At 70.3% G+C, this 26801-nt stretch carries 26 protein-coding genes; 12 read left to right on the top strand and 14 right to left on the bottom strand.

Annotation, left to right across the window (positions count from 1 at the left end):
- Positions 1-560: 560 nt before the first annotated feature.
- The 9 genes from ACQP00_RS46615 to ACQP00_RS46575 all read right to left on the bottom strand — a co-directional run bounded on the left by ACQP00_RS46615 (position 561) and on the right by ACQP00_RS46575 (position 10216).
- On the bottom strand, positions 561-2729 hold the full coding sequence (locus ACQP00_RS46615; protein WP_433210039.1) for a glycosyltransferase: 2169 nt from the start codon (positions 2727-2729) through the stop codon (positions 561-563).
- Between the two features lie 41 nt (positions 2730-2770).
- Positions 2771-3100, bottom strand: a complete 330-nt coding sequence (locus tag ACQP00_RS46610; protein ID WP_433210037.1) for a hypothetical protein — start codon at positions 3098-3100, stop codon at positions 2771-2773.
- Positions 3097-3483, bottom strand: coding sequence for a flagellar export chaperone FliS (fliS, locus tag ACQP00_RS46605; RefSeq protein ID WP_433210035.1), 387 nt, complete (start codon positions 3481-3483; stop codon positions 3097-3099). The genes ACQP00_RS46610 and fliS overlap by 4 nt, the downstream gene beginning before the upstream one ends.
- 31 nt (positions 3484-3514) lie before the next feature.
- Positions 3515-4882 carry a flagellar filament capping protein FliD gene (gene fliD, locus ACQP00_RS46600; protein ID WP_433210033.1) on the bottom strand — a complete coding sequence of 456 codons (1368 nt, stop codon included), beginning with the start codon at positions 4880-4882 and terminating at the stop codon, positions 3515-3517.
- Positions 4883-4947: 65 nt separating this feature from the next.
- A complete protein-coding gene (locus ACQP00_RS46595) occupies positions 4948-5808 on the bottom strand; it encodes a flagellin (protein WP_433210031.1) in 861 nt (286 codons plus the stop codon).
- 185 nt (positions 5809-5993) lie between these two features.
- On the bottom strand, positions 5994-6854 hold the full coding sequence (locus ACQP00_RS46590) for a flagellin (RefSeq protein WP_433210029.1): 861 nt from the start codon (positions 6852-6854) through the stop codon (positions 5994-5996).
- A gap of 146 nt (positions 6855-7000) precedes the next feature.
- Positions 7001-7855, bottom strand: coding sequence for a flagellin (locus tag ACQP00_RS46585; protein WP_433210027.1), 855 nt, complete (start codon positions 7853-7855; stop codon positions 7001-7003).
- A 95-nt stretch (positions 7856-7950) separates the two neighbouring features.
- A complete protein-coding gene (locus tag ACQP00_RS46580; RefSeq protein WP_433210025.1) occupies positions 7951-8802 on the bottom strand; it encodes a sigma-70 family RNA polymerase sigma factor in 852 nt (283 codons plus the stop codon).
- A gap of 547 nt (positions 8803-9349) precedes the next feature.
- Complete coding sequence (locus tag ACQP00_RS46575) at positions 9350-10216, bottom strand: sigma-70 family RNA polymerase sigma factor (RefSeq protein WP_433210023.1); 867 nt, start codon at positions 10214-10216, stop codon at positions 9350-9352.
- 168 nt (positions 10217-10384) lie between these two features.
- Between ACQP00_RS46575 and ACQP00_RS46570 the strand changes: the two genes are divergently transcribed.
- From ACQP00_RS46570 to ACQP00_RS46540, 7 genes are all read left to right on the top strand, one after another.
- Positions 10385-10867 (top strand): flagellar protein FlgN, encoded by a 483-nt coding sequence (locus ACQP00_RS46570; protein WP_433210021.1) that lies wholly within the window; start codon positions 10385-10387, stop codon positions 10865-10867.
- The gene (flgK, locus tag ACQP00_RS46565; RefSeq protein WP_433210019.1) at positions 10868-12268 is read left to right on the top strand and encodes a flagellar hook-associated protein FlgK; all 1401 of its coding nucleotides are present in this window, start codon (positions 10868-10870) and stop codon (positions 12266-12268) included.
- A gap of 16 nt (positions 12269-12284) precedes the next feature.
- Positions 12285-13175 carry a flagellin gene (locus ACQP00_RS46560; protein WP_433210017.1) on the top strand — a complete coding sequence of 297 codons (891 nt, stop codon included), beginning with the start codon at positions 12285-12287 and terminating at the stop codon, positions 13173-13175.
- Positions 13176-13209: 34 nt separating this feature from the next.
- Positions 13210-13635 carry a flagellar assembly protein FliW gene (gene fliW / locus ACQP00_RS46555; RefSeq protein ID WP_433210015.1) on the top strand — a complete coding sequence of 142 codons (426 nt, stop codon included), beginning with the start codon at positions 13210-13212 and terminating at the stop codon, positions 13633-13635.
- 118 nt (positions 13636-13753) lie between these two features.
- On the top strand, positions 13754-13954 hold the full coding sequence (locus ACQP00_RS46550) for a carbon storage regulator (RefSeq protein WP_433224237.1): 201 nt from the start codon (positions 13754-13756) through the stop codon (positions 13952-13954).
- Positions 13955-14035: 81 nt separating this feature from the next.
- Positions 14036-15619: a methyl-accepting chemotaxis protein gene (locus ACQP00_RS46545; protein ID WP_433210013.1), complete on the top strand. Its 1584-nt coding sequence runs from the start codon at positions 14036-14038 to the stop codon at positions 15617-15619.
- Positions 15620-15667: 48 nt separating this feature from the next.
- Positions 15668-17704, top strand: coding sequence for an ATP-binding protein (locus ACQP00_RS46540; RefSeq protein ID WP_433210011.1), 2037 nt, complete (start codon positions 15668-15670; stop codon positions 17702-17704).
- Here the strand turns inward: ACQP00_RS46540 and ACQP00_RS46535 are convergent.
- Together ACQP00_RS46535 and ACQP00_RS46530 are read right to left on the bottom strand one after the other, a co-directional pair.
- A complete protein-coding gene (locus tag ACQP00_RS46535; protein WP_433210009.1) occupies positions 17683-18099 on the bottom strand; it encodes a DUF5655 domain-containing protein in 417 nt (138 codons plus the stop codon). The two genes, ACQP00_RS46540 and ACQP00_RS46535, sit on opposite strands and share 22 nt — an antisense overlap.
- A 225-nt stretch (positions 18100-18324) precedes the next feature.
- Positions 18325-18468: a hypothetical protein gene (locus ACQP00_RS46530; protein WP_433210007.1), complete on the bottom strand. Its 144-nt coding sequence runs from the start codon at positions 18466-18468 to the stop codon at positions 18325-18327.
- A 194-nt stretch (positions 18469-18662) separates the two neighbouring features.
- On the opposite strand from ACQP00_RS46530, the gene ACQP00_RS46525 reads away from it, so the two are divergent.
- The 3 genes from ACQP00_RS46525 (at position 18663) to ACQP00_RS46515 (ending at position 23044) form a co-directional block, all read left to right on the top strand.
- Positions 18663-19442 (top strand): hypothetical protein, encoded by a 780-nt coding sequence (locus ACQP00_RS46525; RefSeq protein WP_433210005.1) that lies wholly within the window; start codon positions 18663-18665, stop codon positions 19440-19442.
- A 405-nt stretch (positions 19443-19847) separates the two neighbouring features.
- Positions 19848-20708 carry a sporangiospore maturation cell wall hydrolase GsmA gene (gene gsmA, locus ACQP00_RS46520; RefSeq protein ID WP_433210003.1) on the top strand — a complete coding sequence of 287 codons (861 nt, stop codon included), beginning with the start codon at positions 19848-19850 and terminating at the stop codon, positions 20706-20708.
- Between the two features lie 881 nt (positions 20709-21589).
- Positions 21590-23044, top strand: coding sequence for a ricin-type beta-trefoil lectin domain protein (locus ACQP00_RS46515; protein ID WP_433210001.1), 1455 nt, complete (start codon positions 21590-21592; stop codon positions 23042-23044).
- 291 nt (positions 23045-23335) lie between these two features.
- Here ACQP00_RS46515 and ACQP00_RS46510 read toward each other — a convergent pair whose 3' ends face one another.
- Complete coding sequence (locus tag ACQP00_RS46510) at positions 23336-23971, bottom strand: response regulator transcription factor (RefSeq protein WP_433209999.1); 636 nt, start codon at positions 23969-23971, stop codon at positions 23336-23338.
- Positions 23972-24147: 176 nt separating this feature from the next.
- Between ACQP00_RS46510 and ACQP00_RS46505 the strand changes: the two genes are divergently transcribed.
- Both ACQP00_RS46505 and ACQP00_RS46500 read left to right on the top strand, forming a co-directional pair.
- The gene (locus ACQP00_RS46505) at positions 24148-24483 is read left to right on the top strand and encodes an MmcQ/YjbR family DNA-binding protein (RefSeq protein WP_433209997.1); all 336 of its coding nucleotides are present in this window, start codon (positions 24148-24150) and stop codon (positions 24481-24483) included.
- A complete protein-coding gene (locus ACQP00_RS46500; RefSeq protein ID WP_433209995.1) occupies positions 24480-24644 on the top strand; it encodes a hypothetical protein in 165 nt (54 codons plus the stop codon). The genes ACQP00_RS46505 and ACQP00_RS46500 overlap by 4 nt, the downstream gene beginning before the upstream one ends.
- An 86-nt stretch (positions 24645-24730) precedes the next feature.
- On the opposite strand, the gene ACQP00_RS46495 is transcribed toward ACQP00_RS46500, so the two are convergent.
- Together ACQP00_RS46495 and ACQP00_RS46490 are read right to left on the bottom strand one after the other, a co-directional pair.
- The gene (locus ACQP00_RS46495) at positions 24731-26002 is read right to left on the bottom strand and encodes a sensor histidine kinase (protein ID WP_433209993.1); all 1272 of its coding nucleotides are present in this window, start codon (positions 26000-26002) and stop codon (positions 24731-24733) included.
- A gap of 31 nt (positions 26003-26033) precedes the next feature.
- A complete protein-coding gene (locus ACQP00_RS46490; RefSeq protein WP_433209991.1) occupies positions 26034-26708 on the bottom strand; it encodes a sensor histidine kinase in 675 nt (224 codons plus the stop codon).
- Positions 26709-26801 lie beyond the last annotated feature (93 nt).

The following is a 26801-nucleotide window of genomic DNA, read 5'->3' as shown; positions in this document are numbered from 1 at the left end:
GTCATGCCAGCCTCAACCCTCAGTAGGCGGGTGGCCGTCCCCGCCTGATCAGTGACCACGACGAAGCGTTCATCGTCGCGACAGCCAACACGCGTCCAGAAGCCCTCGGCCAGCCGTTCACCCGCTGGAGCCTACGGAAACTCGTTGGCGCAACGCCAACACCCGCCACCCCGACGTCCTGACCGCGCAACGCCGCGAACGCGCCCGCACTAGCATTCGGCCGTGGACGACGACGCGCTCGCGGAGCTGGCCGAGCAACTGGTCAGCCGGCCGTTTCTGGACGGCGCGTACCGCAATGACGGCGCCTGGCTCTGGGGTGAATCCGAGAGCGAGCCGGGCGCCCAATTCGCGCCGATTGCGGTGCACGACAGCCTGTACGAGACGCCCGCCGATGGGACACCGGAGTTCGACCGGCTGGAGGTCGAGTTCCTCGCCGACCTGGTGCAGCGGCGGGCCTGGGCGGTCGCCGCGTTGTCGAAGCGGTGGGGACCGCCGCAGTCGCACTCGTTCCGCGAGGAGCACATGCGGGTCCTCCGCAACGACGACACCGTCACCGCACCCTACGCGTCCGCCAGTTCGATGCTTGACGATACGCGCGGCGCCAAGATTCGGATTTCCTCCAGTACACCTGCGGAAAGTTCGTCCGGCACCGCTGTCAAGGCCTCGTTCAACAATGGCAGCGCCGTCTCGTCGTGGAACATCTCCAAGGCGATCGCCGCCGCCAAAGTACGCTCCCGAGGCGTCCGCCGCTCGTCCGCCGACAAGGCCAGAAGCGTGCACTGATCCGGAAACCCGTGCTGCCGCAGCCGCGCCGACCACTCCATCGCGCGGATCAGCGGCACCCGCCGGCCGACGCGGGCGGCGAGCGTCAGCAGGGTCGGCTCGCCCGGGTACCGCCGCCACAGGGCCTCCAGCAGCTCGTCCGCCGCCTCCGGCGGTGCCTCGGCCACGCTGAACAGCAGGCCGCGCACGTTTTCCGCCGGTACCAGCTCGGCCACCTCGGCCAGGCTGCCGTCGGCCGCGCCCAGCACCTGGGCCATCCGCGCCACCGGGATCGGGACCTGGCCGTCCTGCAGGGCCTGGCGCAGGTGGTACGCCGCCTCCTGATGCCGGTCCAGCCGGCTCAGCGCGTCGATCTGCAGGCCGGCGAAGCGGCCGCGGCCCACGCCGTAGAGGAGGTCGTTCGCGCCCGACTCCGGCAGTTCGCCGAGGATCTCCAGGGTGCGCTCGTAGTCGCCCTCGGCGAAGCGGAGCTTGACCTCGTGCTCGTTGACCGTGAACGAGGTGTTGGCGACCTTGCGCAGGTCCTCGATCGTCTGGTTGGCGTCGGCCAGGCGGCCCACCGTGACGTACGCGTCGGCCAGGATCTTCAGGAACAGCACCTTGTGGGTGTGCTCCTGAGCCTCCTCCAGCCCGCGCCGGGCCGTCTCGATGCACTCGTCGAAGTGGCCCGAGCCGAGCTGGGAGCGGGCGAGGTTGCCCACCGCGGTCAGCCCGCTCACGTCCTCGGCGGCCAGGGTGGCCAGGCGCAGGTTGCGTTCGGCCTTGTTCTTGAGCGTGCCGCGCAGCCGGGTGTACCCGGAGTGGTCGAGCACGAGGTCCGGCAGCAGGGAGCCGTTCAGGGAGCGGCCGGTGATGCGGTCCATGACCTGCTCGTGCAGGCGGCCGTAGATGCGCCCGTGGGTCCGGCGGAACATGCGCGGGAAGTAGATGGTGCTCGACCCGGCGCCGCCCTCATGGCCCTCGCGGTTGTCGATGGTCGCGAAGAAGGCGCTGTTTTCGCTGTACCGCAACGCGTCCCGCACGACCCGCGCGTCGCCGACGAACACCTCGTCGGCGTCGACCCACAGCGCCCAGCGGCCCGAGCAGTAGGTGAGGCAGCGGCTGCGGGCGTCGCCGAAGTGGTCGTTCCAGTAGCCCTCGATGACCGTCGCGCCGTACTCGCGGGCGATCTCCATGCTGCGGTCGGTGGAGCCGGTGTCGTACACCACGATCTCGTCGGCGAACTCGCGCAGCGCGGACAGGCAGCGGGGCAGCACGTCCTCCTCGTCCTTGACGATGAGGCTGGCGGTGAGCAGCGGGGCGTCCTCCGGCGGGTCGGGCTGGCGCAGGCCGCACGCGGGGGAGCCGACGTGGGCCACGAGCGCGGCGTGCGCGACGACGATGCGGCCCTGGGCGGAGAGCTCGTCGTACGGCTGGTCGATGCTCGGCCCGCCGGCGATCTGCAGCGCGTCGCGGCGCACGGCCAGGCAGACCGGGCCGAGCCGGTCGACGTCCATGAACTCGTCGCGGTGCTCCTGGCGCCACTCGCGGGCGTAGGCCTTGAAGGCGGCCGCGCTCTCCATCGCCGCCTCGGGCGGGTCGGCCTGCTGCGGGCCGTAGCTGTGCTGCACGCGGGGGCCGGCCGCGACCACCGAGGGGTCGCCGAAGGCCTCCAGCACCGGGTCGAGCCAGTGGGCGGAGAGCACGATGTCGCCGCAGAGGAAGACGACGATCGGGTGCCGCGTCGCCGCGAGCCCGTCGGTCCAGGGCAGCGCGCCGGTCGAGTCGACGACCCGCAGCCAGCTCTGCCCGCGCAGTTCGGCGCGCAGTTCCGGGCGGTCGGCGGGCATCACGCACACGACCTCGTCCCGCATGCCCAGCGTGGGTCGCAGCGACTCGAGGCAGGCGTGGAAGTCGTCGGGGCTGCCCCCGGCGGCGACGATGACGGAGACCGGGATGTGGCTCATGCTGCCCAAATCGGCGCGAACGAGCAGTTTTCAAGAGTTTTTCAGGTGCGATTGTCGAAGTACACCGGCGGCGCCCCACCCCCGCCGCCCTCGCGCCGGGTCCGGCTGACCAGCCGCGCCTGCTGCCGGTTGCCGGCGATGGCCACGGACAGCTCCCGGGACAGGTCGAGCTGCCGGGCCACCAGCTGGCGGGCCCGGTCGGTCAGCTCCAGGGGCAGCGGCCCGATGCCGGACGGCGGCACGAACACGGCGCGTTCGGGCGCCTGCTCGAGCAGGTCGCGGTGGCGCAGCATCCGCTCCACCGCGTCCGCCTCGAGTTCCATCTCGGCCAGGGCCGCGGTCCAGGCCGCCGTCCAGTCCGGACTGGTCATTGCCCCTGGGCGGTCACCTGCGCGGCCGCCTCCCGCCACGCGTCGCGCAGCTGCTCGGCGAAGCCCTGCACGGTCTCGACCCGCGCGCGGTCGCCGGCCACGTTGGCCTGGACCAACTCGTTGATCATGAAGCTGTACAGCGAGGCGAGCCCGGGGCCGCCGCTCCACACCGAGGTGTCGAGCGTCGCGCGCAGCTCCATGAGGATCTCCTGGGCGTGGTACACCCGGCTCGAGCTCGTCGTCGCGTCGCCGGCCTCCAGAGCCTGGCCGGCGATCATCAGGTCGAGCACGAGCCGGTCGTACAGCATCACCAGCAGCTGCGCGGGGGGCGCGGTGGCGACGCTGTCGGCGACGTACCGGTTGCGCAGGGCTTGTGTCGTCATGCGATCTCCCAGATCAGCCAGGGCGGGCGAATCAGAGCGCCGCCAGCTGGCCGGACAGCCACGACGACTGGTTCTTCAGCGAGCCCAGCGCGGTCTCCATCGCGGAGAACTGCCGCTGCAGCGTCTGCTGGCGCTGCGCGAGCCGGACGTCCCAGTCGCCGATGCGGTCGGTGAGGTCCTTGATCGTGCTGTTGCCGCTGGTGATGAGCTGAGCCAGGGTGCCCGTGTTGGACTGGGTGGCCTTGTTGGCCATGCCGACCATCTTGTCGGCGAAGCCGTCCTTGATGCCGTCGCCGTCGGTGTCGGTGGCGCTGTTGAAGTACGACTGGGTCTTGGCCGGATCGGCGTTGAGCGCGGACACGAACTTGGTCTTGTCGAACGTCAGCTGCCCGTCGCGGGTCAGCTCGATGCCGACGTCCTTGAGGCTGCCCAGCGCGCCCGCGCCGCCGGAGACGGTCTGCAGGATGGTGCTCGAGAGCTGCTGCATGGACGAGTTGCCGGCCAGCACGCCGCCGGGCACGTCGCCGCTGGCGTTCTTGGTCTGCCCGGCGATCTCGCTCAGCGCGCCGTTGGCCGCGTCGACCATCGCCTGGACCTTGGCCGCGATCCCGTCGGTGTCCTTGGTGACGCCGACCGTGATCGGCGGGTCGGTGTCGCCGCTCTTGGCCTTCGCGGTGATCGTGAGGCCGTCCATGAGGCCCTTGAAGGTGTTCGAGGAGGAGGAGATCTCGAACGTGTTCGTGGTGCCGACGGTCAGGACCGCGTCGGAGCCCTCGGTCGCGGCCACGTCGGCGCCCAGGCCGTCGATGCCGCCGATGCTGAAGGCCGACGCGGCGCCGGTGTCGTTGGCGGTGAGCTGCAGCGTGTACTTCCCGGGGGCGAGCTGGATCGCGGTCGCCTTCACGCCGAGGTCGCTGGAGCCGTTGATGGCGTCGACCACGCCCTTGAGCGACGTGTCGGTGAGCGCCAGGTTCTTCACCTCGCCGCTGGCCGTGTTCGTGATCGAGATGTTCGACGAGGAGGTGATGCTGTCACTGGTCGCGGCGACCGAGCCCGAGGAGAAGATCCGCGACTCCGGGGCCGCCAGCGACTTGACCTTGAAGGTCACCGAGCCGGTCTGGTTGCTCCCGGTGGTGCTCGTGGTGGCCAGCACGGCGTCGGAGCTCGACGTCGCCGTCGCGCCCTTCCAGGCGGTCGGGTCGTTGAGGGCCTTCGCCGCGGTCAGCAGCCCGCTCATCTTCGTGTTGATCGTCTGGTACGAGCTGACGACCTTCTGCTGCGTGCTGACCTTGGTCTTGAGGGCGGTCTGCGGTGCCGCTTCGACCTGCATCAGTCCGGCGATGACGGACGAGGTCTGCATGCCCGAGACCAGGCCGTCGACGCTAGCGCCAGTGACCATGCGGTACCTCCTGAGGAGAGGCGAGCGGGGAGGAGACCGTGCTCCTCCCCGGACGGTTTGGTGGTTTACCGCAGCAGCGACAGCACGTTCTGTGGTGCCTGGTTGGCCTGGGCCAGCATGCTGGTGCCGGCCTGGGTCAGGATCTGCGAGCGGGTGAACGACACCATCTCCTGGGCCATGTCCGTGTCCCTGATGCGGGACTCGGACGCGGACAGGTTCTCCACGGCGACGTTCAGGTTGTTGATGGTGTGCTCGAAGCGGTTCTGATACGCACCGAGCTGGGCGCGGGCGGTGGATACGCCCTTGATGGCGGTGTCGATGGCGTCGATGGCCGTCGTACCGGCGGTGGTCAGGTCCAGCGAGCCGACGCCGAGGCCGGCCGAGTCGAACCCGGTCACGCCGGCGACGCTGCCGAAGGCGGCGGTGCCGAGGCTGACCGTGATCTGGTCGGAGGCCGAGCCGTTCGCGCCGACCTGGAATGTCCCGACGAACGGGCTGGTCGACGTGTCCAGCAGCTTCTGCCCGCCGAAGGCGGTGGTGTTGGCGATGCGGTCGAGCTCCTGGCCGAGCTGCGAGAACTCGGTCTGCGCCGCGTAGCGGGCATCCGAGTCCTGCGAACCGGTGGAGGCGGCCTGCACGGACAGGTCACGCATGCGCTGGAGGATCGAGTGGGTCTCGGTCAGTGCACCTTCAGCGGTCTGGACGACGGAGATGCCGTCCTGCGCGTTGCGCACGGCGACCTTGAGGCCGCCGATCTGCGAGCGGAGTCCCTCGGAGATGGACAGGCCGGCCGCGTCGTCCGCGGCTCGGTTGATCCGGTACCCCGAAGAGAGTTTCTCCAGTGACTTGCCCATCTGGCTGTCGGTGACCGACAGGTTGCGATAGGCGTTCTGCGCGGCGATGTTGTTGTTGATCCTGAGACCCATGGCGCTCCTCCCTGAGTCCTGAAACCGGCCTTCCGCGGCCCCGGTGTGCTCTTCTTCCGGTCCCATCGGATCGCGCGGTCAGCGCTTGAGAGGAAACACACCCGGAGATGTAGCAGGGCACGGCGCCCTGGCTGGATGCCGTGCCCTGCCGGTGTCCTCCTGGTTCAGGTCAAAGCCCGTAGGTCCTAGCGCAGCAGCGAGAGGACGTTCTGCGGCGCCTGGTTGGCCTGGGCCAGCATGCTGGTGCCGGCCTGGGTCAGGATCTGCGAGCGGGTGAACGACACCATCTCCTGAGCCATGTCGGTGTCACGGATCCGCGACTCCGACGCCGAGAGGTTCTCGACCGCGACGTTCAGGTTGTTGATGGTGTGCTCGAACCGGTTCTGGTACGCACCCAGGGTGGCACGAGCCGTCGAAACACCCTTGATGGCCTTGTCGATCGCGTCGATCGCCGCGGTTCCGGCGCTCGTCAGGTCGAGGGAACCGACCCCGAGGCCGGCCGAGTCAAACCCGGTCAGCGAGGAACCGCTGCCGAAGGCGGCGGTGCTCAGGTTGACCGCGATCTGGTCGGACGACGAGCCGTTCGCGCCGACCTGGAACGTGCCCGAGTAGGCACTGCCACCGACGTCGAGCAGCTTCTGGCCGCCGAAGGCGGTGGTGTTGGCGATACGGTCGAGCTCCTGGCCGAGCTGCGAGAACTCGGTCTGGGCGGCCGACCGCGCATCGGAGTCCTGGGAACCCGTGGAAGCAGCCTGAACGGACAGGTCACGCATACGCTGCAGGATGGAGTGCGTCTCGGTGAGCGCACCTTCAGCGGTCTGCACGACCGAGATGCCGTCCTGCGCGTTGCGCACCGCGACCTTCAGGCCGCCGATCTGGGACCGAAGACCCTCGCTGATGGAGAGGCCCGCGGCGTCGTCGGCCGCGCGGTTGATCCGGTAACCCGACGACAGCTTCTCCAGCGACTTGCTCATCTGGCTGTCCGTCACCGACAGGTTCCGGTAGGCGTTCTGAGCAGCGATGTTGTTGTTAATGCGAAGACCCACGATCTTCCTCCTTGAGTCGGGTCAGGCCGGTCCATCCGTGGTCCGGTCGTTCATCACATCGGCACGATCCCGTGCCACTGAAGGATTTCCGGGAAAAAATCAGCGGGCCGGCCCCGTTGGCGGGGGCCGGCCCGAGTGCTCAGGGACTAGCGCAGCAGGGACAGGACGTTCTGCGGCGCCTGGTTGGCCTGGGCCAGCATGCTGGTGCCGGCCTGGGTCAGGATCTGCGAGCGGGTGAAGGACACCATCTCCTGGGCCATGTCGGTGTCACGGATGCGCGACTCCGACGCGGACAGGTTCTCCACGGCGACGTTGAGGTTGTTGATGGTGTGCTCGAAGCGGTTCTGGTACGCACCGAGCGTCGCGCGAGCCGTCGACACGCCCTTGATGGCCTTGTCGATCGCGTCGATCGCGGCGGTGCCGGAGGTGGTCAGGTCCAGCGTGCTCACGCCGAGGCCGGTCGAGTCGAAGCCGGACAGGCTCGAGGTGCCGAACGCGGAACCGAGGTTGACGGCGATCTGGTCGGACGAGGACCCGTTCGCGCCGACCTGGAAGGTGCCGGTGTACGCCGAGGCGCCGCTCTGCAGCAGCTTCTGCCCGCCGAACGCGGTGGTCGAGGCGATCCGGTCGAGCTCGGCGCCGAGCTGCGAGAACTCGGTCTGGGCGGCGGCGCGGGCGTCGGAGTCCTGCGAACCGGTCGAGGACGCCTGCACGGACAGGTCACGCATGCGCTGCAGGATCGAGTGGGTCTCGGTCAGCGCACCTTCAGCGGTCTGCACGACGGAGATGCCGTCCTGCGCGTTGCGCACCGCGACCTTGAGGCCGCCGATCTGGGAACGCAGGCCCTCGGAGATGGACAGGCCGGCCGCGTCGTCGGCGGCGCGGTTGATCCGGTAGCCGGACGAGAGCTTCTCCAGCGACTTGCTCTGCTGTGCGTCGGTGACCGACAGGTTCCGGTAGGCGTTCTGGGCGGCGATGTTGTTGTTGATACGAAGACCCATGATGACTCCTCCATGAATTGGGTCGAACTCCGCGGGCCGTCCTTGGCTCGCTCGCTTGGAACATCGGCGTTTCCGCCGGGCACTGAAGAGATTTGCTAAGACTTTTTCGGTACTCCCAGATGGTTGGTCAAAGCCAGGCGCGCGCTCAGGTCGCCCTGCGCGGCGATGTTCGCGTAGAACGTCTCGCGCCGGCGCGCCACGCAGCCCTTGTCGCGCGCGGCCGCCACGAGGTGCGGGTCGAGGTGGTTGTTGAGCCCGTCGCGCAGCAGCACCAGCGCCTCCGCGCGCAGCTGGCTGACGCGGGACTCGGTGACGCCGATCTCCGCGGCGATGTCGCTCATCGGGCGCTCGTCGAAGAAGTACGCCTGGACCACCTTGCGCAGGCGGTCCGGCAGCGCGGTGACGGCCTGGTGGAGGTACCCGATGCGCTCCCGGTGCAGGATCAGCTCCTCGGGGCCGGCGGCGCGCTCCGGGACGAGGTCCTCGGCGGTGCCGGCGGTGAAGCCCTGCAGGGACAGTACAACCGCGCGTTGCACGTCGTCGTCGATGCTCTTGAGCTCGCCGACGGCGACGCCGAGCGACTGGGCCAGCTCGGCCTGGCTCGGGACGCGCCCGAGCGCCGCGGTCAGCTCCTGCTGGGCGGTCTCGACCTTTCTGGCCCTGGTACGCACGGATCGGCTCGCCCAGTCCAGCCCGCGCAGCTCGTCCAGCAGCGCGCCGCGGATCCGCGTGGTCGCGAAGCTGCCGAACGGGATGCCGCGGCTCGGGTCGAACGAGCGCGCCGCGCCGGCGAGGGCGGCCATGCCGGCCGAGACGAGGTCCTCCCGCGAGACGTGCGACGGGAGGCGGCCGAGCATCTCGCGGACGAGGTGCCCGACGAGCGGAAGGTGACTGCGCACGAGCTCCTCTCGCTCGGCGCTGGTCGTCTTGATGGCAGTGGAGGTCACGGCAACCTTCTTCGTGGCAGGAAGTCCGGTCTCTCTCAGCCTCTGTCACGTTGGGTACACAACCGGTCGCTCTTGGTTGCTAATCGGTTGTCGTTGCCGGGACGCCCGAAGGCGGGGCGGCATCCATGCGCGCCCCGCCTCCGGGTTCGTCCCCGGACCTCCGTGTCCCGCGTCGTTCCGGCATCCCTGCCACGCGTCCGGGCATCCGTGCCCGGGTGTCGGCGTCCATGCCTGATGCGATGCGTCTGGGCGTCCGTGCCCGTGCGCGGGCGTCCGTGCCCTTGTGTGGCGTCCGTGCCCGTCGCCGGCCTCCGTGCCGTCACCGGTGGTGCTGCGCGTCCGTGCCTGGGCGTCCATGCCTGGTCCGTGGTGCTCCTACCGCCCCCGAGTCCGTTCGGGTCGCGGGTTTGCAGCGAGTTCGTCCGTCGCCTCCGGGCTCTCCGTGGCGACTCGCTGCGGGCTCGAGAATCCGGCTGATACCGGATAGATCACCTGTCAGGGTATAAATCCGAAATGTCGTGGCGCGCCAGCGCCCGACATTTCGCGCCTACGCCGCCCGCGGAAGGCCCAGCGGCGTCGTGACCGACAGGCGGGCGCTCAGGTTGCCCTGGGCGGCGATGTTCGCGTAGTAGGCCTCGCGGCGGCGCGCGACGCAGCCGCCGGCGGCCGGGCCGCCCAGCATCTCCGGGTCGAGGTGGTTGTTCAGCCCGTCGCGCAGCAGCACCAGCGCCTCCGCGCGCAGCTGGCTGATCCGCGACTCGGTGACGCCCAGCTCCTCGGCGATGTCGTTCATCGGGCGCTCCTGGAAGAAGTACGCCGTGACGACCGTGCGCAGCCGCTCGGGGAGCGCGTTGATGGCCTGGTGGAGGTACCCGATGCGCTCCCGGTGCAGGATCAGGTCCTCGGGGCCGGCGGCGCGCTCCGGGACCAGTTCCTCGGCCGAGCCGGCGGTGAAGCCCTGCAGCGACAGCACGACCGCGCGCTGCACGTCCTCGTCGATCGTCTTGAGCTCGTCGACCGCGACGCCCATCGCCTCGGCCAGTTCCTGCTGGGTCGGGGTGCGGCCCAGGCGGCCGGTCAGCTCCTGCTGCACCGTCTCCACCTTGCGCGCCCGCGCCCGCACCGAGCGGCTGGCCCAGTCCAGGCCGCGCAGCTCGTCGAGCAGGGCGCCGCGGATGCGGCTGGTGGCGAAGCTGCCGAAGGGGATGCCGCGGCTCGGGTCGAAGGAGCGCCCGGCGCCGGCCAGCGCGGCCATGCCCGCCGAGATGAGGTCCTCGCGGGAGACGTGGGCCGGCAGCCGGCCGAGCATCTCGCGGACCAGGTGACCCACGAGCGGGAGGTGGGCGCGCACCTGGGCGTCCAGCTCCGAGGGGCTCAGGGTGGTGGCGGCGGGGGCTTCGGCGGTGCTGGTCACGGCAACCTCTTCGTGGCAGGAGTTGGTTGGTCGAGATCCAGATTCGGCAGCCACGGGTGCGGGCCCGGGTGACGCGAAGTTGCGAACCGGTTGTGCTCAAGCCGGACATGGAAATGCCGAACTACCGGGCGAACGCGGCACGGATGTGCATGAGGAGAGGCGGAGCGGATGGGGCTGGCGGATCTCGCGAGCATCCTGTGGCGGGAGCGCGAGATGCTGGAGCTGCTGCTGTTCAAGCTGGAGGAGGAGCAGCTCGTGCTCGCCTCCGGCCGGACGCGGTGGCTGGCCCACGCCACCCGCGAGGTCGAGGTCGTGCTGGAGGAGATCCGGCGCACCGAGGTCGTGCGGGCCGCCGAGGTCGAGGCGATCGGGCAGGAGTTCGGGCTGGGCCCCAACCCGAGCCTGAGCGCGCTGGCCGAGGCCGCCCCGCCCCCGTGGAACGACCTGCTCAACCAGCACCGCAAGGCGTTCCTGACGATCACCGCCGAGGTGCACGCGCTCGCCGAGGCCAACCGGGACCTGCTCACCACCGGGGCCCGGGCCGCGCGCGAGACGATGCTCGCGGTCGTGGGGTCCGTGGAGACGTACGGGCGCAAGGGCCAGACCGTCGCGGCCGCCGCCCGTACCCGGCTGATTGACGAGGCGATGTAGATGAGCACCTTCTCCGGCCTGAACACGGCCCTGTCCGCCCTCTACGCCCAGCGCCGCGCCCTCGACCTGACCGGGCAGAACATCGCCAACGCCAACACCGAGGGGTACTCCCGCCAGCGCGTGGAGCTCTCGCCCGTCGAGGCGGTCACCAAGCCGGCCTTCTGGTCCAAGAGCGACGGCGTCGGCGACGGGGTGCGCATCACCGACGTCACCCGGCTGCACGACGAGTTCATGTCGAACCGGACCCGCACGGAGCGCGGGCTCAACCAGTACCTGCAGGCGCAGGGCACGGTGTTCGCCAACGTCGAGCAGACCCTGGGCGAGCCCAGCGACACCGGCCTGCAGTCGCAGCTGGCCGACTACTGGAACGCGTGGTCGGACGTGGCCAACCGGCCCGGCGACCTCTCGGCCCGCACCCAGCTGCTGTCGCGGGCCAACACCATCGCCGACACGATGGGCACCACCCGGCAGAACCTCGACAACCTCTTCGGCGAGACCCGCGAGGCCCTCGACGCCGACATCGCCGTGGTCAACCAGACCTCGGGCGGCATCGCCGACCTCAACGCCCGCATCCAGCTGGCCCGCAACGGCAACCTGCCGACCAACGAGCTGTCCGACCAGCGCGACCAGCTGGTGCTGCGGCTCTCGGAGCTGACCGGGGCGACCGGCCGGCTCAACGAGAACGGCACCATGGACGTCTCGCTCGGCGGCAACATGCTGGTGCAGGGCGACACCGCGCGGAACCTCAAGGCGGTCGGCAGCACCACCGTCGACGGGATCGCGGTCGCCCCGGTGCAGGTGCAGTTCGCCGACAACAGCAGCGCGGCCGCCATCACCACCGGCAAGGTCGCCTCGGGCCTGGAGGCGCTGACCACGACCATCCCGGGCGCCGTGGCCGGCTTGGACAGCGTGGCCAGCACGCTCATCACCAAGGTGAACGCGCAGCACGCGCAGGGCTTCGACATCAGCACCGCCCCGGGCTCGAGCACGCCGACACCGCAGGCGGGCGGCGCGTTCTTCACCGGCAGCAGCGCCAAGGACATCCGGGTCGCGATCACCGACCCGACGAAGATCGCCGCCTCCAGCACGGCGACCACGCCGTACCAGGGCGACAACGCCAACGCCATGGCCGCGCTGGCCAAGGACCCGCAGGGCGCGGACACGCAGTACCGCAACTTCGTGGTCGACATCGGGATCCAGGCGCAGACGGTCAACCGCCGCGCGCAGGCCCAGCAGGTCATCGCCGACGACGTCACGTCCGCCGAGCAGGCGGAGTCGGGCGTCAGCCTCGACGAGGAGATGACCAACATGCTGCAGTTCCAGCGGGCGTACGAGGCCGCCGCCAAGGTGATCAGCGTCGTGGACACCACCCTCGACACGCTGATCAACATGAAGAGGTAACAGGAGGAGGGAACGGATGCCCGGCTTCCGCGTCACCGAACGGTCGGTGGCCACCAACACCCTGGCCAACCTGCAGCTCAACCTGCAGCGCAACCAGGACCTGCAGAACCAGCTGTCCAGCGGCAAGCAGATCACCAAGGCGTCGGACTCGCCCGGCGGCGCGGTCATCGCCATGCAGACCCGCAGCGACATGGCGACGCTCAACCAGTACTCACGCAACGGCGATGACGGGATGGGCTGGTTGAACCAGGCCGACACGGCGCTCACCAGCGCCTCGACGCAGCTCAACCGGGCCCGCGAGCTCGTGCTGACCGGCCTGTCCAGCGGCTCCGCCGGCAGCTCCCAGGCCCGCGAGGCGATCGCCCTGGAGGTCGAGAACCTGCGCGGCTCGATGCTCGACCTGGCCAACACCCAGTACCTGGACCGGCCGATCTTCGGCGGCACCACGGCCGGCAACGTCGCCTACGACCCCAGCGGCACCTACGTCGGCGACACCGGCTCGGTGAACCGCACCATCGGCGCGAACGCCAACGTGCGGGTGGACACCGACGCCGCCTCGGTGTTCGGCTCCGGCACCGGCAACGTGTTCAACACGCTGCAGAAGATCGCCGACGATCTGCGCAACAACCCGGCCGCGCTGCAGAACGACCTCGCCGATATCGACACGGCGCAGAAACGGGTGCAGACGGGGCTTTCGGGCGTTGGATCCCGATACAATCAGGTTTCACAAATGCAGCAGGCCGCGGACAACCGGGTGCTCGACCTGAGGACCCAGCTGTCCGACGTCGAGGACATCGACCTGCCGAAGACCATCACCGAGCTGTCCCTGCAGCAGACCGCATATCAGGCGGCGCTGGCCGCGACCGCGAAGGTCATCCAGCCGTCGCTGGTGGACTTCCTGCGGTAGCCCGTACGGCGGCTCCAGTCATCGTGAGGAATCTATGAGCGTCGCGACCGTTGACAGCCCCGGGGAGACGACCACGCTTCCGGTGATCGACTTTGTCGCGCCGATTCCCGGCTTCCCCGAGGACCGCCGCTTCGTGCTGGTGCGCCTCGACGACGCCGGCGTGCTGTACTCGCTCAAGTCCGTCGACTCCGACGGCCTGCGCTTCCTCGTCGTCCCGCCGACCCAGTTCTTCCCGGACTACGAGGCCGAGATCGACGACGAGACCCTGGCCACGCTCGGCGTCAGCGACCCGGGCGACCTGGTCGTGCTGCTCGTGGTGACCGCGGGCGAGGCGGGGGCCGAGGACGCCACGGCCAACCTCATGGCGCCGATCGTGCTCGATCAGCGCACCCGGCGCGCGGTACAGCTGATCCTCAGCCACACCGGCCTCCCGGTGCGGCAGAAGCTCATGGTCGCCTGAACGGGGCCGCGCGGCGCTTTCCGGCCCGGCGGACCCGGCAAATCGGGTACTGTTCGCCTATCGCCCATGGAGGGAGCGGCTTGTGCTCGTCCTGACCCGACGGCCCGGTGAAAGCGTGATGGTCGGTGACGACGTCGTCGTCACCGTGCTCGACGTGCGCGGTGACGTGGTGCGGCTGGGCATCAAGGCGCCCCGCAGCATCCAGGTCCACCGCGAAGAGGTGTACCGCGAGCTGCAGAAGGCCAACCGCGAAGCCGCCTCGCCGAGCGACGTGGCCGTGCGCGCCCTCAGCCGCATGCTGCGCACCGAACCGAAGTAGCTACCCGATCGATCCTGACTTCTCAAGCGCCCCGTGCCGCGGCCGATAGGCCGGATGAGACGCTTCGAGAAGGGCACATCAATGGCTGGGCTTCGCCGGTTCGCGCGCAATCTCCCGATCGCCGCGAAACTCGGCGCGGTCATCGTGCTCGCCGTGCTGACCGTCGGCGCCCTGCTGGTCGTCGGCGTCCGCGCGCTGAAGGCCGACGGCGACCGCGCGCACCAGCTGCAGCGCATCAACGGCCTGACCCGCAGCACCCTCGAGGCCGACATGGCCCACGACGCCGTGCGCGGCGACGTGCTGAGCGTCCTGCTCGCCGCGGCCGCGGGCACCGCCGCGAGCGACACCGAGCTCACCGAGCACGCGAAGATCCTCACCGACGCCATGGCGCTGTTCACCGGGGCCGGCATGGACGCCGACGTGCGCGCCGCGGCGCAGCGCGTGCGGCCGGCCGTCGAGCAGTACGTCCAGCTGGCCGGCCAGACCGTCAGCGCCGCCCGCGCGGGGCAGTCCACGACGCAGTCCTACGCCGACTTCCAGACCGCGTTCGGCACGGTCGAGCAGCAGCTCCCGGCGATCGGTGACGCGCTCGCCGGGCACGCCCGGGCCGCCTCGTCCGCCGTGGACCGCGAGCGGGTCCGGGCGATCACCGCACTGTCGCTCGCCGGCGGCATCGGCGTGCTGCTCATCGTGGCCGTGAGCGTGCTCGTGGCGCGCGGCATCATCGCACCGCTGCGCGAGGTCTCCGGCGTGCTGCGCGGGATGGCCGGCGGTGACCTGTCGCGCACCTCCGGCGTCGACTCCACCGACGAGGTCGGCCGGATGGCCCGCGATCTCAACCAAGCCATGAGCAGTGTCCACGGTACGGTCCGATCGCTGGCCGAATCCGCCCGCACCGTCGCCGGCTCGGCCGAGGAGCTGTCGGGGTCCTCGCAGCGCATCGCCGCCTCGGCCGGGCAGGCGAGCACGCGGGTCGGATCGGCCAACGAGGCGGCCGGGCAGGTTTCGCTCAACGTGGACACCCTGGCCGCGGCCAGCGAGCAGATGAGCGGCTCCATCGCCGAGATCTCCCGCAACGCCAACGAGGCGCTGCGCGTGGCGTCCGACGCTGTCGGCATGGCCGCGCAGACGAACACCACCATGTCGCGGCTCGGCGCGTCGTCGGTCGAGATCGGCAACGTCGTCAAGCTCATCACCACCATCGCCGAGCAGACCAACCTGCTCGCGCTCAACGCGACCATCGAGGCCGCGCGGGCGGGCGACGCCGGCAAGGGCTTCGCGGTGGTGGCCGGCGAGGTCAAGGAGCTGGCCCAGGAGACGGCGCGGGCCACCGAGGACATCGGCGGGCGGGTCGAGGCGATCCAGGCCGACGCCCAGCAGGCGATCGCGGCCATCGCCGAGATCGGCTCGATCATCGAGCGGATCAACGACTTCCAGGTCACCATCGCCAGCGCGGTCGAGCAGCAGACGGCCACCACCCAGGAGACGACCCGCACGATCAGCGACGTCGCCAGCCGGACCAACATGATCGCCGCGACCATCGGCGACGTCGCCGGCGCGGCCGCGCAGAACAGCGAGGAGGCGGGCACCTCGCTCACCGCCGCGCGGTCGCTGGCCGGCATGGCCGAGCAGATGAACGCTCTGGTCACGCGGTTCAAGTTCTAGGTCCCAGCAGCTTCCAGGTTCCGTCGGCAACGCGCGGAGGTCGGTGAGATGCCCAACGGCGAGGCCGAGCTGCGGTCGCTGGCCGCCCCCGACCGCTGGCCGCGGATCCTGCCGTTCGTGGCGGTCACGGCGCTCGCGTTCGCCGTCGCCGGATTCCCGCCGCGCGTGCATCCCGTCGCGCTGGCCGCGGCCGGGGGACTGGTGCTGGTGCTGCTGGCCACCGTCGTGCTGGTGCCGTGGCGGCGGCTGCCGGTGCTGCTGGAGGCCGTCCCGCCGCTCGGGTACTTCGGCGTCGTCATCCTGCTCAACGTCGGCGGCGACGGCGAACCGGCCGGGTACGCGCCGCTCGCCCTGCTGCCCGTGCTGTGGCTGGGGCTGCACCACGGCCGGCTCGCCACCGCGATCGGCGTGACCGTCATGGCGCTCGTGTTCGTGGTACCGGCCGCGCTCAACCCGGACGTCCTCGCCGGGGAGTGGCGCCGCGGCGTGCTCATCGTCGCCATCGGGGTCATCGTGGCCACCGCCGCGCAGGGCTGGACCCGCCGCGCCCGCGCGTCCGCGCGCCAGCTCGTGCGGGCGACCCGCGCCGCCCGCCGGGACCGCGACTTCAACCAGGCCATCCTCGACTCGACCGGGTTCCTCGTGATCGGTGTGGACGCGACCGGCACCGTGACCGCGTTCAACCGCCGCTGCGAGGAGCTGACCGGGCGGGCGGCGGCGGAGGTGATCGGGCGGCCGTACCGCAGCCTGGGCCTGTCCGCCCTGGACGACGCGCGCCTCGACGCGGAGCTCGCCGGGGTCCCGGCCGAACGGTTCCCGGGCACCGCCGAGCGCGACTGGATCGTCCCCGGCGGCCGGCGCCGCATCGCGTGGAGCAGCGCCGCCCTGCACGACGACGACGGCCGCCTCACGCACATGATCTGCACCGGCATCGACGTCACCGACCAGCGGCGCACCGAGCGGCTCTTCGCCGACGTGCTCGCGGCCGCGACCGAGCTGGCCGTGGTCGGCGTGGACCGGGCCGGGACGGTGACCGTGTTCAACGCGGGGGCGGAGCGGATGCTGGGGTACCGCGCGCCGGACGTCGTCGGCTCCGCGGACCTCGCGGTCTTCCACGCCCCCGGCGAGCTCGACTCCCTGGAGGCGCTCTTCGCGACCGCGCGGGCCGGCGACACCGAGGCCCGCGAGTGCGTCTACCGGCGCCGGGACGGCACCCACCTGCCGGTGGCGCGCACCGTGAGCGTCATCCGCGACGAGTCGGGGGATGTCGGCGGGTACCTCAGCGTGGCCCGCGACATCACCCGCGAGCGGCGCACCGTGGAGGCGATGCGCCACGCCCTGGACCGCGAGCGCGACGCGACCGCGCGCCTGCGCGAGCTGGACAAGGTGCGGGCCGACCTGGTCGCGACCGTCTCACACGAGCTGCGCACGCCCCTGACGAGCATCCTGGGCAACGTCGAGGTGATCGTCGACGGCGACGCCGGCCCGGTCGCGAAGGCCCAGGCCCGGCTGCTGGCGGCCGTCGAGCGCAACGCCCGCCGCCTCCTCGCGCTGATCGAGGACCTGCTGATGCTGTCCCGCATCGAGGCCGGAGCCGTGAAGATCAACGCCAGCCCGGTCCAGGTCGCCACGGTGGTCTCCGGCGCGCTCGAGGCGCTGGCGGCGGTTCGCGGGCAACGGGACGTACACCTGGAAATCGACCTGCCCGAAGCACCGATCCTCGTGGAAGGCGACCGCGACCAGCTGGAGCGGGTGGTCATCAACCTGCTCGACAACGCCCTGAAGTTCACCCCGGCGGGCGGGAGCGCGCGGCTGACCGCGGACCTGGACGGGGAGCAGGTGCGGCTGACCGTCTCCGACACCGGGATGGGCATCCCGGAGGACGAGATCGACCAGATCTTCGAACAGTTCTTCCGGTCCAGCCGCTCACACGAGCGGCAGAGCCAGGGCACGGGGCTGGGACTGGCGATCACCAAGACGATCGTGGAGCGGCACGGCGGGCGGATCTGGGCCACACCGGCCGCGGGCCAGGGCACGGTCGTGACCTGCCTGCTGCCGCGGGCTCAGCTGGTGGCGTCCCCGTAGGCCTCGGCGACCCAGCCCAGGATGCGCTCGTCGACGACGTCGCCGTCCTTGACCCGCACGACGTTCACGAACCGCCCGCGGCCGATCGGGTAGACGCGCACGACCCGGGCGTCGTCCAGCGCCCGCGGCAGGTAGAGCTCGACGGAGAGGGCCCGGGCCATCGGGCGGATCTCGGCGAGTTTGCGGTCGCGCTTGAGGAACACCCCGACCTTGACCGCGTCCTCGTGGATCGGGCCCAGGTCGTCGAGGAACGCGATGATGGCGTCGTAGGCGGCCCGCTGGTATCCGGGGCGGCCCGCGAAGGTGTCGTCGACGGTGCAGCCGGGCACGCAGACGTGGCCCTGGCCCGCCTTGTCGAATTCCCGCTCACACCGCGGGCAGACCCACCGCGCCATCGGCGTCGATGCTACAGCGACTCGCCGACCAGCGTGATCGCCGCGGGCGGACCTACCGCGCCGTCGGCGTCTCGCCGGACAGCGTGATCACCGCTGGCGGACCGACGGCGCCATGGGCGTCTCGCCGCACAGCGTGATCGCCGCGGGCGGATCGACCGCGCCATCGGCGTCTCGCCTTACAGCGTGATCGTCGCGGACGGACCGACCGCGCCGTCGGCATGGGTGCTACAGCGACTCGCCGAACAGCGTGATCACCGCGACCAGGGTGATGCCCAGAAGGACGGCGCCCAGCCCGATGTCGAGCGTGGCCGCACCCCGGTCGCGACCATGGCGAGCGGCGCGGTCCAGCAGCTTGACGAGTACCTTCATGTTTCATCTCCCTCAACTCGGTGTAGTCAAAGCATGACCGAAGGTGAGCCGCTCGTCTGTCCGACGATCACCCGACACGGCGGTGCGGGGTGGGTGTCGAGCGGGCGCTGATGGGCAGCTAGCGGGCCATGGCGTCCCGGGCGCATTTGCCGAAAGTCACCCCTGCGAGGGCTTGCGCGGATCAGAATGGAACCGTGCCGAAGATCGACACTGGTCTGGCGGCGGTACTGCGGGCACTCGTGCTGGTGCTCTGCGCGGCCTGGCTGGTGGGCGAGCCGCCCATGACCCTGCAGACCGCGAAGTTCGCCATCGTGATCCCGGGGCCACCGCACGGACAGCCCGCCGAAGCGGCGATGGACGGCGGGCGCTGCGCCGACCCGGCCGGCACCTGGCTGGGCATGCGCTGGCGCAACGAGCTCAAGTGGCGGGTCAACGAGAAGACGATCCCCGCCTACCTGGGCGACCGCGCCACCGTCGTCAACTCCCTGCGCAGCGCCGCCTACACCGTGGACACCGGCCGCAACTTCTGCGGCCTGCCCGAAAACTTAGGAATCTCCGAGTCCTACGAGGGCAAGACCGACCACATCGCCGGCGTGACCCCCTCGGGCGGCTGCGGCGAGCGCGACGGGCACAACGCCGTCTCGTTCGGCCCGCTCAACCAGGGCCTGCTCGCCGTGACGTGCATCTGGTGGTACGGCGGCAAGGACAACGGCCGCAGCGTCGAGACCGACATCCTCATCGACGACACCGAGGGCCTGTTCTTCACCAGCACCCCGCCGGCGTGCAGCAACCGGTGGGACCTGGAGGGCACCGTCACGCACGAGTTCGGCCACGCCTTCGGCCTCGGCCACGTCTCGTTCGCCCAGCACTCCGCGCTCACCATGACCGACGGCCTGCCGGACTGCTCGACCGCCTACCGCGGCCTCGGCCTCGGCGACTACCTCGCGCTCAAGCAGCAGTACGGGACCAACTAACCCGACGCGCGGCTCGCCCTCGCCACCCGCAACTGTCCGGCACCGTCCTGAACACCCATCTCCGGCCCGCCCTGCCGCCGGCGTCGCGCACGCTGCGTGTGGCAGGGCGGCTCCGCGCTGAACTCCGCGCTGAACCGCCTCCGCGTGGAGCTGGGCCGCCCTGGCGCCGGCGTCGCGCACGCTCGTGTCGCAGGGCGGCTCCGCGCTGAACCGCCTCCGCGTGGAGGGCACTCGGCGGGCTCGCGCGGAGTGCGTCCGGCGGTTCGTGCGGAGGCCTCCGGCGGGTTCGCGCGGAGGGCGTCCGGCGGGCTTGGCAACGACCTGGCACCCGGCGCGGAACGAGGCCCGCAACGCCGGTTGACGACCTTTGAGGGGACCTGCCCACCCCTCTTGGGAGATCAGCCGATGTTGCGCAGCTTCACGAAGTACCTCTTCGCTCCGGCGCTGGCCCTTGCCGCGACCGCCACGACCCTCGTCGTGGCCGCTGCACCGGCCGACGCCGCCGTTGTCAGTGTTCGCGTCAAGGGCTCACTCGCCGCTCGTACCGGCGCCGCCAACTGGTTCGGCAAGACCCGGACCATCAAGAACAAGCAGAAGGTCACCGTCACCTGCCGCGTGAGCGGCCAGTACCTCCGCGGCAACGTGCGGAAGACCGCGCAATGGGACCGCACCCTGATCGGCGACTACATCTCGCACGCGTACGTCTCCGGCAACCCGAAGCTCCCGGTCTGCGCCCCGCCGGCCCCCGCCCCGGTCGCCGCCGTCCCGATGGGCCCGACCGGCACCATGACCAACGAGCAGTTCCTGGCCGCCGCGATCGGCCCGGCCCAGCAGAGCCAGCGCGACACCAAGGTCCCCGCCTCGGTGACCCTGGCCCAGGCCATCCTCGAGTCCGGCTGGGGCCGCAGCTCCCTGTCGGCGAACGACAACAACTTCTTCGGCATGAAATGCTTCAACAACGCCCCCGGCTCATACGCCGCGGGCTGCAAGTCATACTCGACCCAGGAGTGCACCGCCCAGGGCGCCTGCACGACGACGGTAGCCACCTTCCGCACCTACCGCGGCTCGGTCGACTCGTTCCGCGACCACGGCGCGAACCTGAAGTCGCTGTCCCGCTACGCGGCCGCCTTCAACTACACGAACAACCCGAACCAGTTCATCGCCGAGGTCCACAAGGGCGGCTACGCCACGGACCCCCAGTACACGACAAAGGTCGTCAACCTGATGGCGAAGTACAACCTGTACCAGTACGACCTGAAGGTCTGACCTCCCCTTCTCGTACGGCGGCCGTCTCCTGCTCGGAGGCGGCCGCCGTTTCGTGCTCATCCGGTCAACCTCCGCGTCAGCGCCGCGACATCATCCGACCCGGTCCTTGACGAGCCGCGCCTGCTGCACGGATTGGCCACCACCATCGCGGGTTCACCGTCAGCACCTTGGCACCACAGCACCACAGCACCACAGCACCACGGGATCTCAGCACCGCGGCATCTCAGCACGTCGGCACCGCAACACCTCGGCGCACGGGTGTGCGGACTGGGCCGGACTCCTCGCCAGGTTCGACCGCGACGACGCCCGGCAGCTCGACGCGCACAGGCCCGGCGGCTCGACGCGCGCCGGCCCGGTGGCCTCGGCGGAAGGCGTCAAGGCCACGACTCGTACAGCGCGGCCGCCGCCGCCAGTGCCGTCACCCCCGTGACGGTGAGCCATCGCCTTGCCAGGTCGTGGCGCAGCAACACAGCCAGCGCGATCAAGACCGCGCCCGCGATGAGCATGGGTAGGCGGAGCGACGGTCCATTGTGGACCCATGGCAGCAAGGCGAGCAGTGGGCCGAGTGGAACGGCCAGGAGTGCGCCCAGGCTGAACCGTAGGCGTCGTTGTCGTGGTGGGCCGGTACCAACGGCCATGCGTGGCCTCGTTGGAGCGGCATGCCGAGCTGAACCCATCCGCAGCCCCCGATCTCGCTGATGTGCTCGTCATCAAGCCTGGGCCTGGCAGAGCTGGGCGTCCAGAGGGAGTTTCGGCCTGTGGATAACCCTCCGGCTGCGAGTTGTAAACAAAGTTCAACAATTCGCCGTTGGAGATTGTTCGATGACAACGAAGTGGGACAGACTGGGCGCTCCTGACCCGTCCGCCAACGGGAGATGCCCATGTTTCGATTCACGTTCAGGCCGCGACCGAAGGTGCTCGCCATTGTGGCGGGGGCCCTGCTGGTTGTCGGCATCGGTACTGCGCCCGCGTGGGCGCAGCAGCAACAGCAGCAAGGGCCGCCGGATCCCACGATTCCGGCCAACGATCACGCGCGGGGGCTCAACTACGACGGGTTCAAGGTCGGCACCGGCCGCTGCAAGGGCCTGTTCGAGGTCAAGAACGTCCCCGGCGCCTGTACCCACGGACCCGACGCGGCCTTCGCCGGCATGGACGTGACCAAGTCGGTCGCGCCGCTCGCCGAGGCCAAGAGTGTCACCCAGGCCGCGGCGGCCGCGACCATCGTCTGTGACGGTGACGGGCAGTCCGGCAACCGGGTGCAGGTCCTGTACGTGCGCGGATCCAGCAACGCCGACCGGCTCAGCCAGTACCTCGGCTCCATCCGCACCTGGACCCAGGGCGTGGACGACATCTACAACGCCAGCGCGGCGCAGACCGGCGGCGTGCGGCACATCCGGTTCGTCACCGACAGTTCGTGCAACATCTCGGTCACCAGCGTCGCGATCGCCAACAGCGCGCTGAGCGACTTCGGCAACTCGGTCAACGCGATCAAGGCGCTCGGGTACAACCGGACCGATCGCAAGTACCTCATGTACGTGGACGCGACCGCGCTGTGCGGTGTGGCGTACGTGACGCTCGACGATCGGCCGGGGCAGGACAACTACAACAACTCGGGGGCAAGCTTCAGCCGGGTCGACTCCGGCTGCTGGAGCTCCGGGCCGGCGGCGCACGAGCTGACGCATGCGATGGGTGCGGTGATGAGCAGTTCGCCGAACCACACGGCGTACGGCCACTGCACCGACGACTACGACATCATGTGCTACAACGACGGCCCCGGCACGGTGATGCGGATCGTCTGCGGCGACCAGGCCCAGGACAACCGCCTGGACTGCAACAAGGACGACTACTTCAACACCAACCCGCCCGCCGGGTCGTACCTCGCGACGCACTGGAACACGGCCAACAACCGGTTCCTGCTCACCAGTGGCGGGTCAAGCGGCGGCTCGAAGACCGGGCCCGTGAAACTCGTACAACTGAACAAGTGCGTCGACGTGAACGGATCCGGCACGGCGAACGGCACGAAGATTCAGGTGTGGAGCTGCAACGGTACCGGCGCGCAGAACTGGACGTTCCCGGGTGACGGCACCGTGCGGGCGCTCGGCAAGTGCCTCGACGTCACGTCGGCCGGCACCGCCAACGGCACGAAGCTGCAGCTGTGGGACTGCAACGGTACGGGCGCGCAGCAGTGGACGTACGCGTCCGGCACCCAGGCCCTGCGCAACCCGGCGTCCGGGCGCTGCCTCGACGACCCGAACAGCAGCACCACGGACGGCACCCAGTTCCAGATCTGGGACTGCAACGCCACCAACGCACAGCGGGTGGCCGTCCCGGCGTAGCGAAAAACGGCAACGCCACCAACGCGCAGCGGGTGACCGTCCCGGCGTGAGCGTTAAAACGGCAACGCCGCCAACGCACAGCGAGTGACCGTCCCGGCGTGAGCGTAAAACGGCAACGCCGCCAACGCACAGCGCGCGACGATCCCGGCGTGAGCGTTGAAACGGCAAAGCCATCAACGCCAGCAACGCCACCAACGCCGCGGCGGGTGACCGTGCCGGCGTGACAACCGCACGGCAAAGAGATCGGCCCGGCTCCGGGGGGAAGGAGCCGGGCCGACGCTTTCAATCCCTTCAAGCCGCCTCGGCCGACACCAGCAGACCCTGGTTGACCGCGGCCATGAGCGCCTGCGAGCGGTTGTTGACGCGCAGCTTGCTGTACAGGCGGGACACGTACGTCTTGACCGTCGCCTCCGACACCGCCAGCCGCTGCGCGATCGTCGGCAGTGACAGCCCGTCCCGCATCAGCGACAGCACCTCCTGCTCGCGCTGGCTCAGCAGGCCGGTCTGCCCGCGGCGGCGCTGCAGGGCGGAGGACAGGCCCGGCGCCGTGAACGAGTGCGGGGCGACCGCGGCGTGGCGGATCGCGGCCAGCACCGACGAGATCGGGGCGGCCTTGGTGACGTACGCCGACAGCCCCGCGTCCAGCGCCCGGTACAGCAGGTTGTCGTCGCTGACCGCGCTGAGCAGTACGACACCCAGGTCCGGGCTCGTGGCGCGCAGCTTGCGGGCCAGCGAGATACCGTCGGTGTCGGCGAGTGAGGCGTCGATCGTCACGACCTCCGCGTGCGTCTCGGCGACGACGCGCTCGGCCTCGGCCGCGCTGCCGGCCTCGCCGACGAGAGTGATGTCGGGAACCGTGGCCACGACCCGGTTGAGACCGAGACGGAGAAGGACGTGTTCGTCGACGGCGACCAGTCGGATCGTCATCTTGGGTCTCCCTAGAAATGGGGTGTGGCCTGGGCATTTGGTGTTGCCTGACCAGCGTCGCAGCGGGAGAAGGGCGCAGCTAGAGGCTGCAATGGACCTGCGCTCGTCGGCACCCGTGCTGCACCGGGGGACAATCGGACACCGCCCGACACTCGTCCTCATTTAGGCTGAAGTGCATGTCGGACCTGGTGACACGGGTGCGCGCGATCTGCCTCGCGCTGCCGGAGGTGACCGAGCACGTCAGCCACGGCACGCCGCTGTTCAAACGGCGGAAGAAGGCGTTCGTGCAGCTGTGGCCGGACGGGCATCACCAGAACGACTTCCCACATCTGTGGGCCGCGGCGCCGGAGGGCGTGCAGGAGCTCCTCATCGAGCAGGATTCGCAGGTGTACTTCCGGCCGCCCTACGTCGGACACCGAGGCTGGATCGGCATGCGGCTGACCGCACCCGACTGGGACGACGTCGAAGAGCGGATCGAAACCGCCTACGAAACGAGCGCCGGCCGCGCGTGACCGCGCCCGCCGCCGCGGACGCGGCAGCGCGCATCGGCGGCATTCAGGAGGCGAGCGCCGCGGACGTGGCAGCGCGCGTCGGCGGCGTTCAGGAGGCGAGCGCTGCGGACGTGGCGGCGCGCGTCGGCGGCGCTCAGGAGACGAGCGCGAGCCGCACCTGACCGCCCGCTGGGGCGGACGTGGCAGCGCGCGTCGGCGGCGTACAGGAGGCGAGCGCTGCGAACGTGGCAGGGCGCGTCGGCGGCGGTCAGGAGACGAGCGCCAGCCGCACCTGGTCGGCGGGCTTGGGGAGGGTGATGCGCATGGTCGTACCGCCGCCGGGGGTTTCGTCTATGACGAGCTTGGCGTCGTGGGCCTCGACGATGCGCTGACAGGTCGCCAGGCCGATGCCGGAGCCCTCCACGTCCTTGCGCAGCCGGGTGAACATTTCGAGCACGCGCGGGCGGTCCTCGGGCGCGATGCCGATGCCGTTGTCGGCGATGTTCAGCGTCCAGCCGGTCGTCGACTCGTCGGAGGTGAGCGCGATGCGGCAGTCGCGGCCGCGGTCGCGGAACTTGAGCGAGTTGCTCACCATGTTCTGGATCAGCACGCGCAGCTGGGTGGCGTCGCCGACGACGGTGGGCAGCCGGCCGATCTCGACGACGGCCTGGGAGGCGGCGATCGCGGTGCCGACGTCCTCGACGACCTGGCGGGCGATCGACTCCAGGGAGACCTCGGTGAACGTGGGCCGGCCGCCGAGCGAGGCGTGCGAGAGGACGTCCTCGATCATGCGCCACATGCGGGTGGCCGAGGACAGGGCGCGGTCCACGCAGCGCTTGCCGTCCGGGTCGGCCGCGACCGCCGGGATCTCGGAGAGCATGGCCACGAAGCCGAGGACGCCGGTGAGCGGGTTCTTGAGGTCGTGGCTGACCTGGCCGGCGAAGTGCTGCAGCGAGGCGTTGGAGCGCTGCAGCTCGCGGCTGGTGCGGTGGACCTTGTCCAGTGCCTCCTCCAGCAGCTGGCCGTGCCGGTGCAGTTCCAGCACGTCCATCACCATCCGGGCCAGCTTGTCCAGGCCCTCGCGCTGCTGGGGGGTCAGGTCGTGCGGCTCGGTGTCGAACACGCACAGCGTGCCCAGCACGTGCCCGTCGCGGTTGCGCAGCTGGGACGAGGCGTAGAAGCGCACGTCGTGGATGACGCCGGTGACGAACGGGTTGTCGGCGAAGCGCGGGTCCTGGGTGGCGTCGCGTACGACCACCGTCTCGGGCTCGATCATGCTGATCGCGCACATCGAGTCCTCGCGGTCGCAGACGTTGCCGGCGAACCCGTAGGCGGCCATCTGGATCTGCTGCGACGCCGAGATGAGGTTCACCACGGCGTTGGGCACGCCGCAGACGTACGCCGCGAGCTCCACCACCGACGGCAGGTCCGGCAGCGGGGGAGCGCCGACGATGCCGTACGAGGCCAGCGTCTTGAGCCGTTCCTGCTCGTTCTCGGGGACCGGGAACGAGCGCGGCTTGATGAACGACGACGTGCTCATGCGGCCGACCATAGGCGCGCAAAGTTGCAGGTCACGGGAAACGGGCGGGAAGGGCGATCCGGACGGTCACACCCGGCCGGTCGACCGACGTGACCATGCTGCCGCCGTGGCGCGCGGCGATCTCCCGGCCCAGCATCAGCGCGAGCGCGCCGGTGCGGTGCTCGCCGGCCTGCTCCGGGTGCGGGATGCGCATGGAGAGCAGCCGTTCCGCGGTCAGCGCGGTCCCGGTCGCGGCGGTCACGGTCACGTGCCAATGCCCGTCGGCGTACTGGGCCTCGGCCTCGGCCGCGCCCGTGAGCGCGACGATCTGCACGGCGGTGTGCAGGAGCTCGTGCAGCAGCACCCGATCGCCCATGAGGACCGGTCCGTCGCCGCAACGTAGCGGTACACCCGGAAAATCCAGAAGCTCGGGGACGCGCAACGGGGCGAGGTCCAGCGGTGCCTCGGCCGTCTCCAGGCTCGACAGCAGCAGCAGGTCGGCCACGATGACCTGCATGTGTTCGGCGTTGCGCCGGATCACGCCGATCGCTGCCTGCCGATCCGCGGCCGTGAGCGGCAGCGTCTCGTCCACCGATTCGAGCATCGTCGCGAACGTGATGATCGATGTGAGCGGCGTGCGCAGCTCGTGCGAGGCGACGCGGATGAACTCCGTGCGCAGCTGGGCGAGGTCGGTGGCGGCCGGACTGTCAGCCGTTTCGTCGTCCATCAGCACCCGCTCGGTCCTCCGGAAACGTTACAGGACATGTCATTACATTGCGTAGGATATGTGTGTACCGACAGTAAGCGACGAATGCCGCGT

It is taken from the genome of Dactylosporangium sp. CS-047395 (assembly GCF_050942185.1).
Taxonomy (GTDB): Bacteria; Actinomycetota; Actinomycetes; order Mycobacteriales; family Micromonosporaceae; genus Dactylosporangium.
Note: the sequence above shows the minus strand (reverse complement) of the source record. Positions and strands in the feature narration are given on the sequence as shown.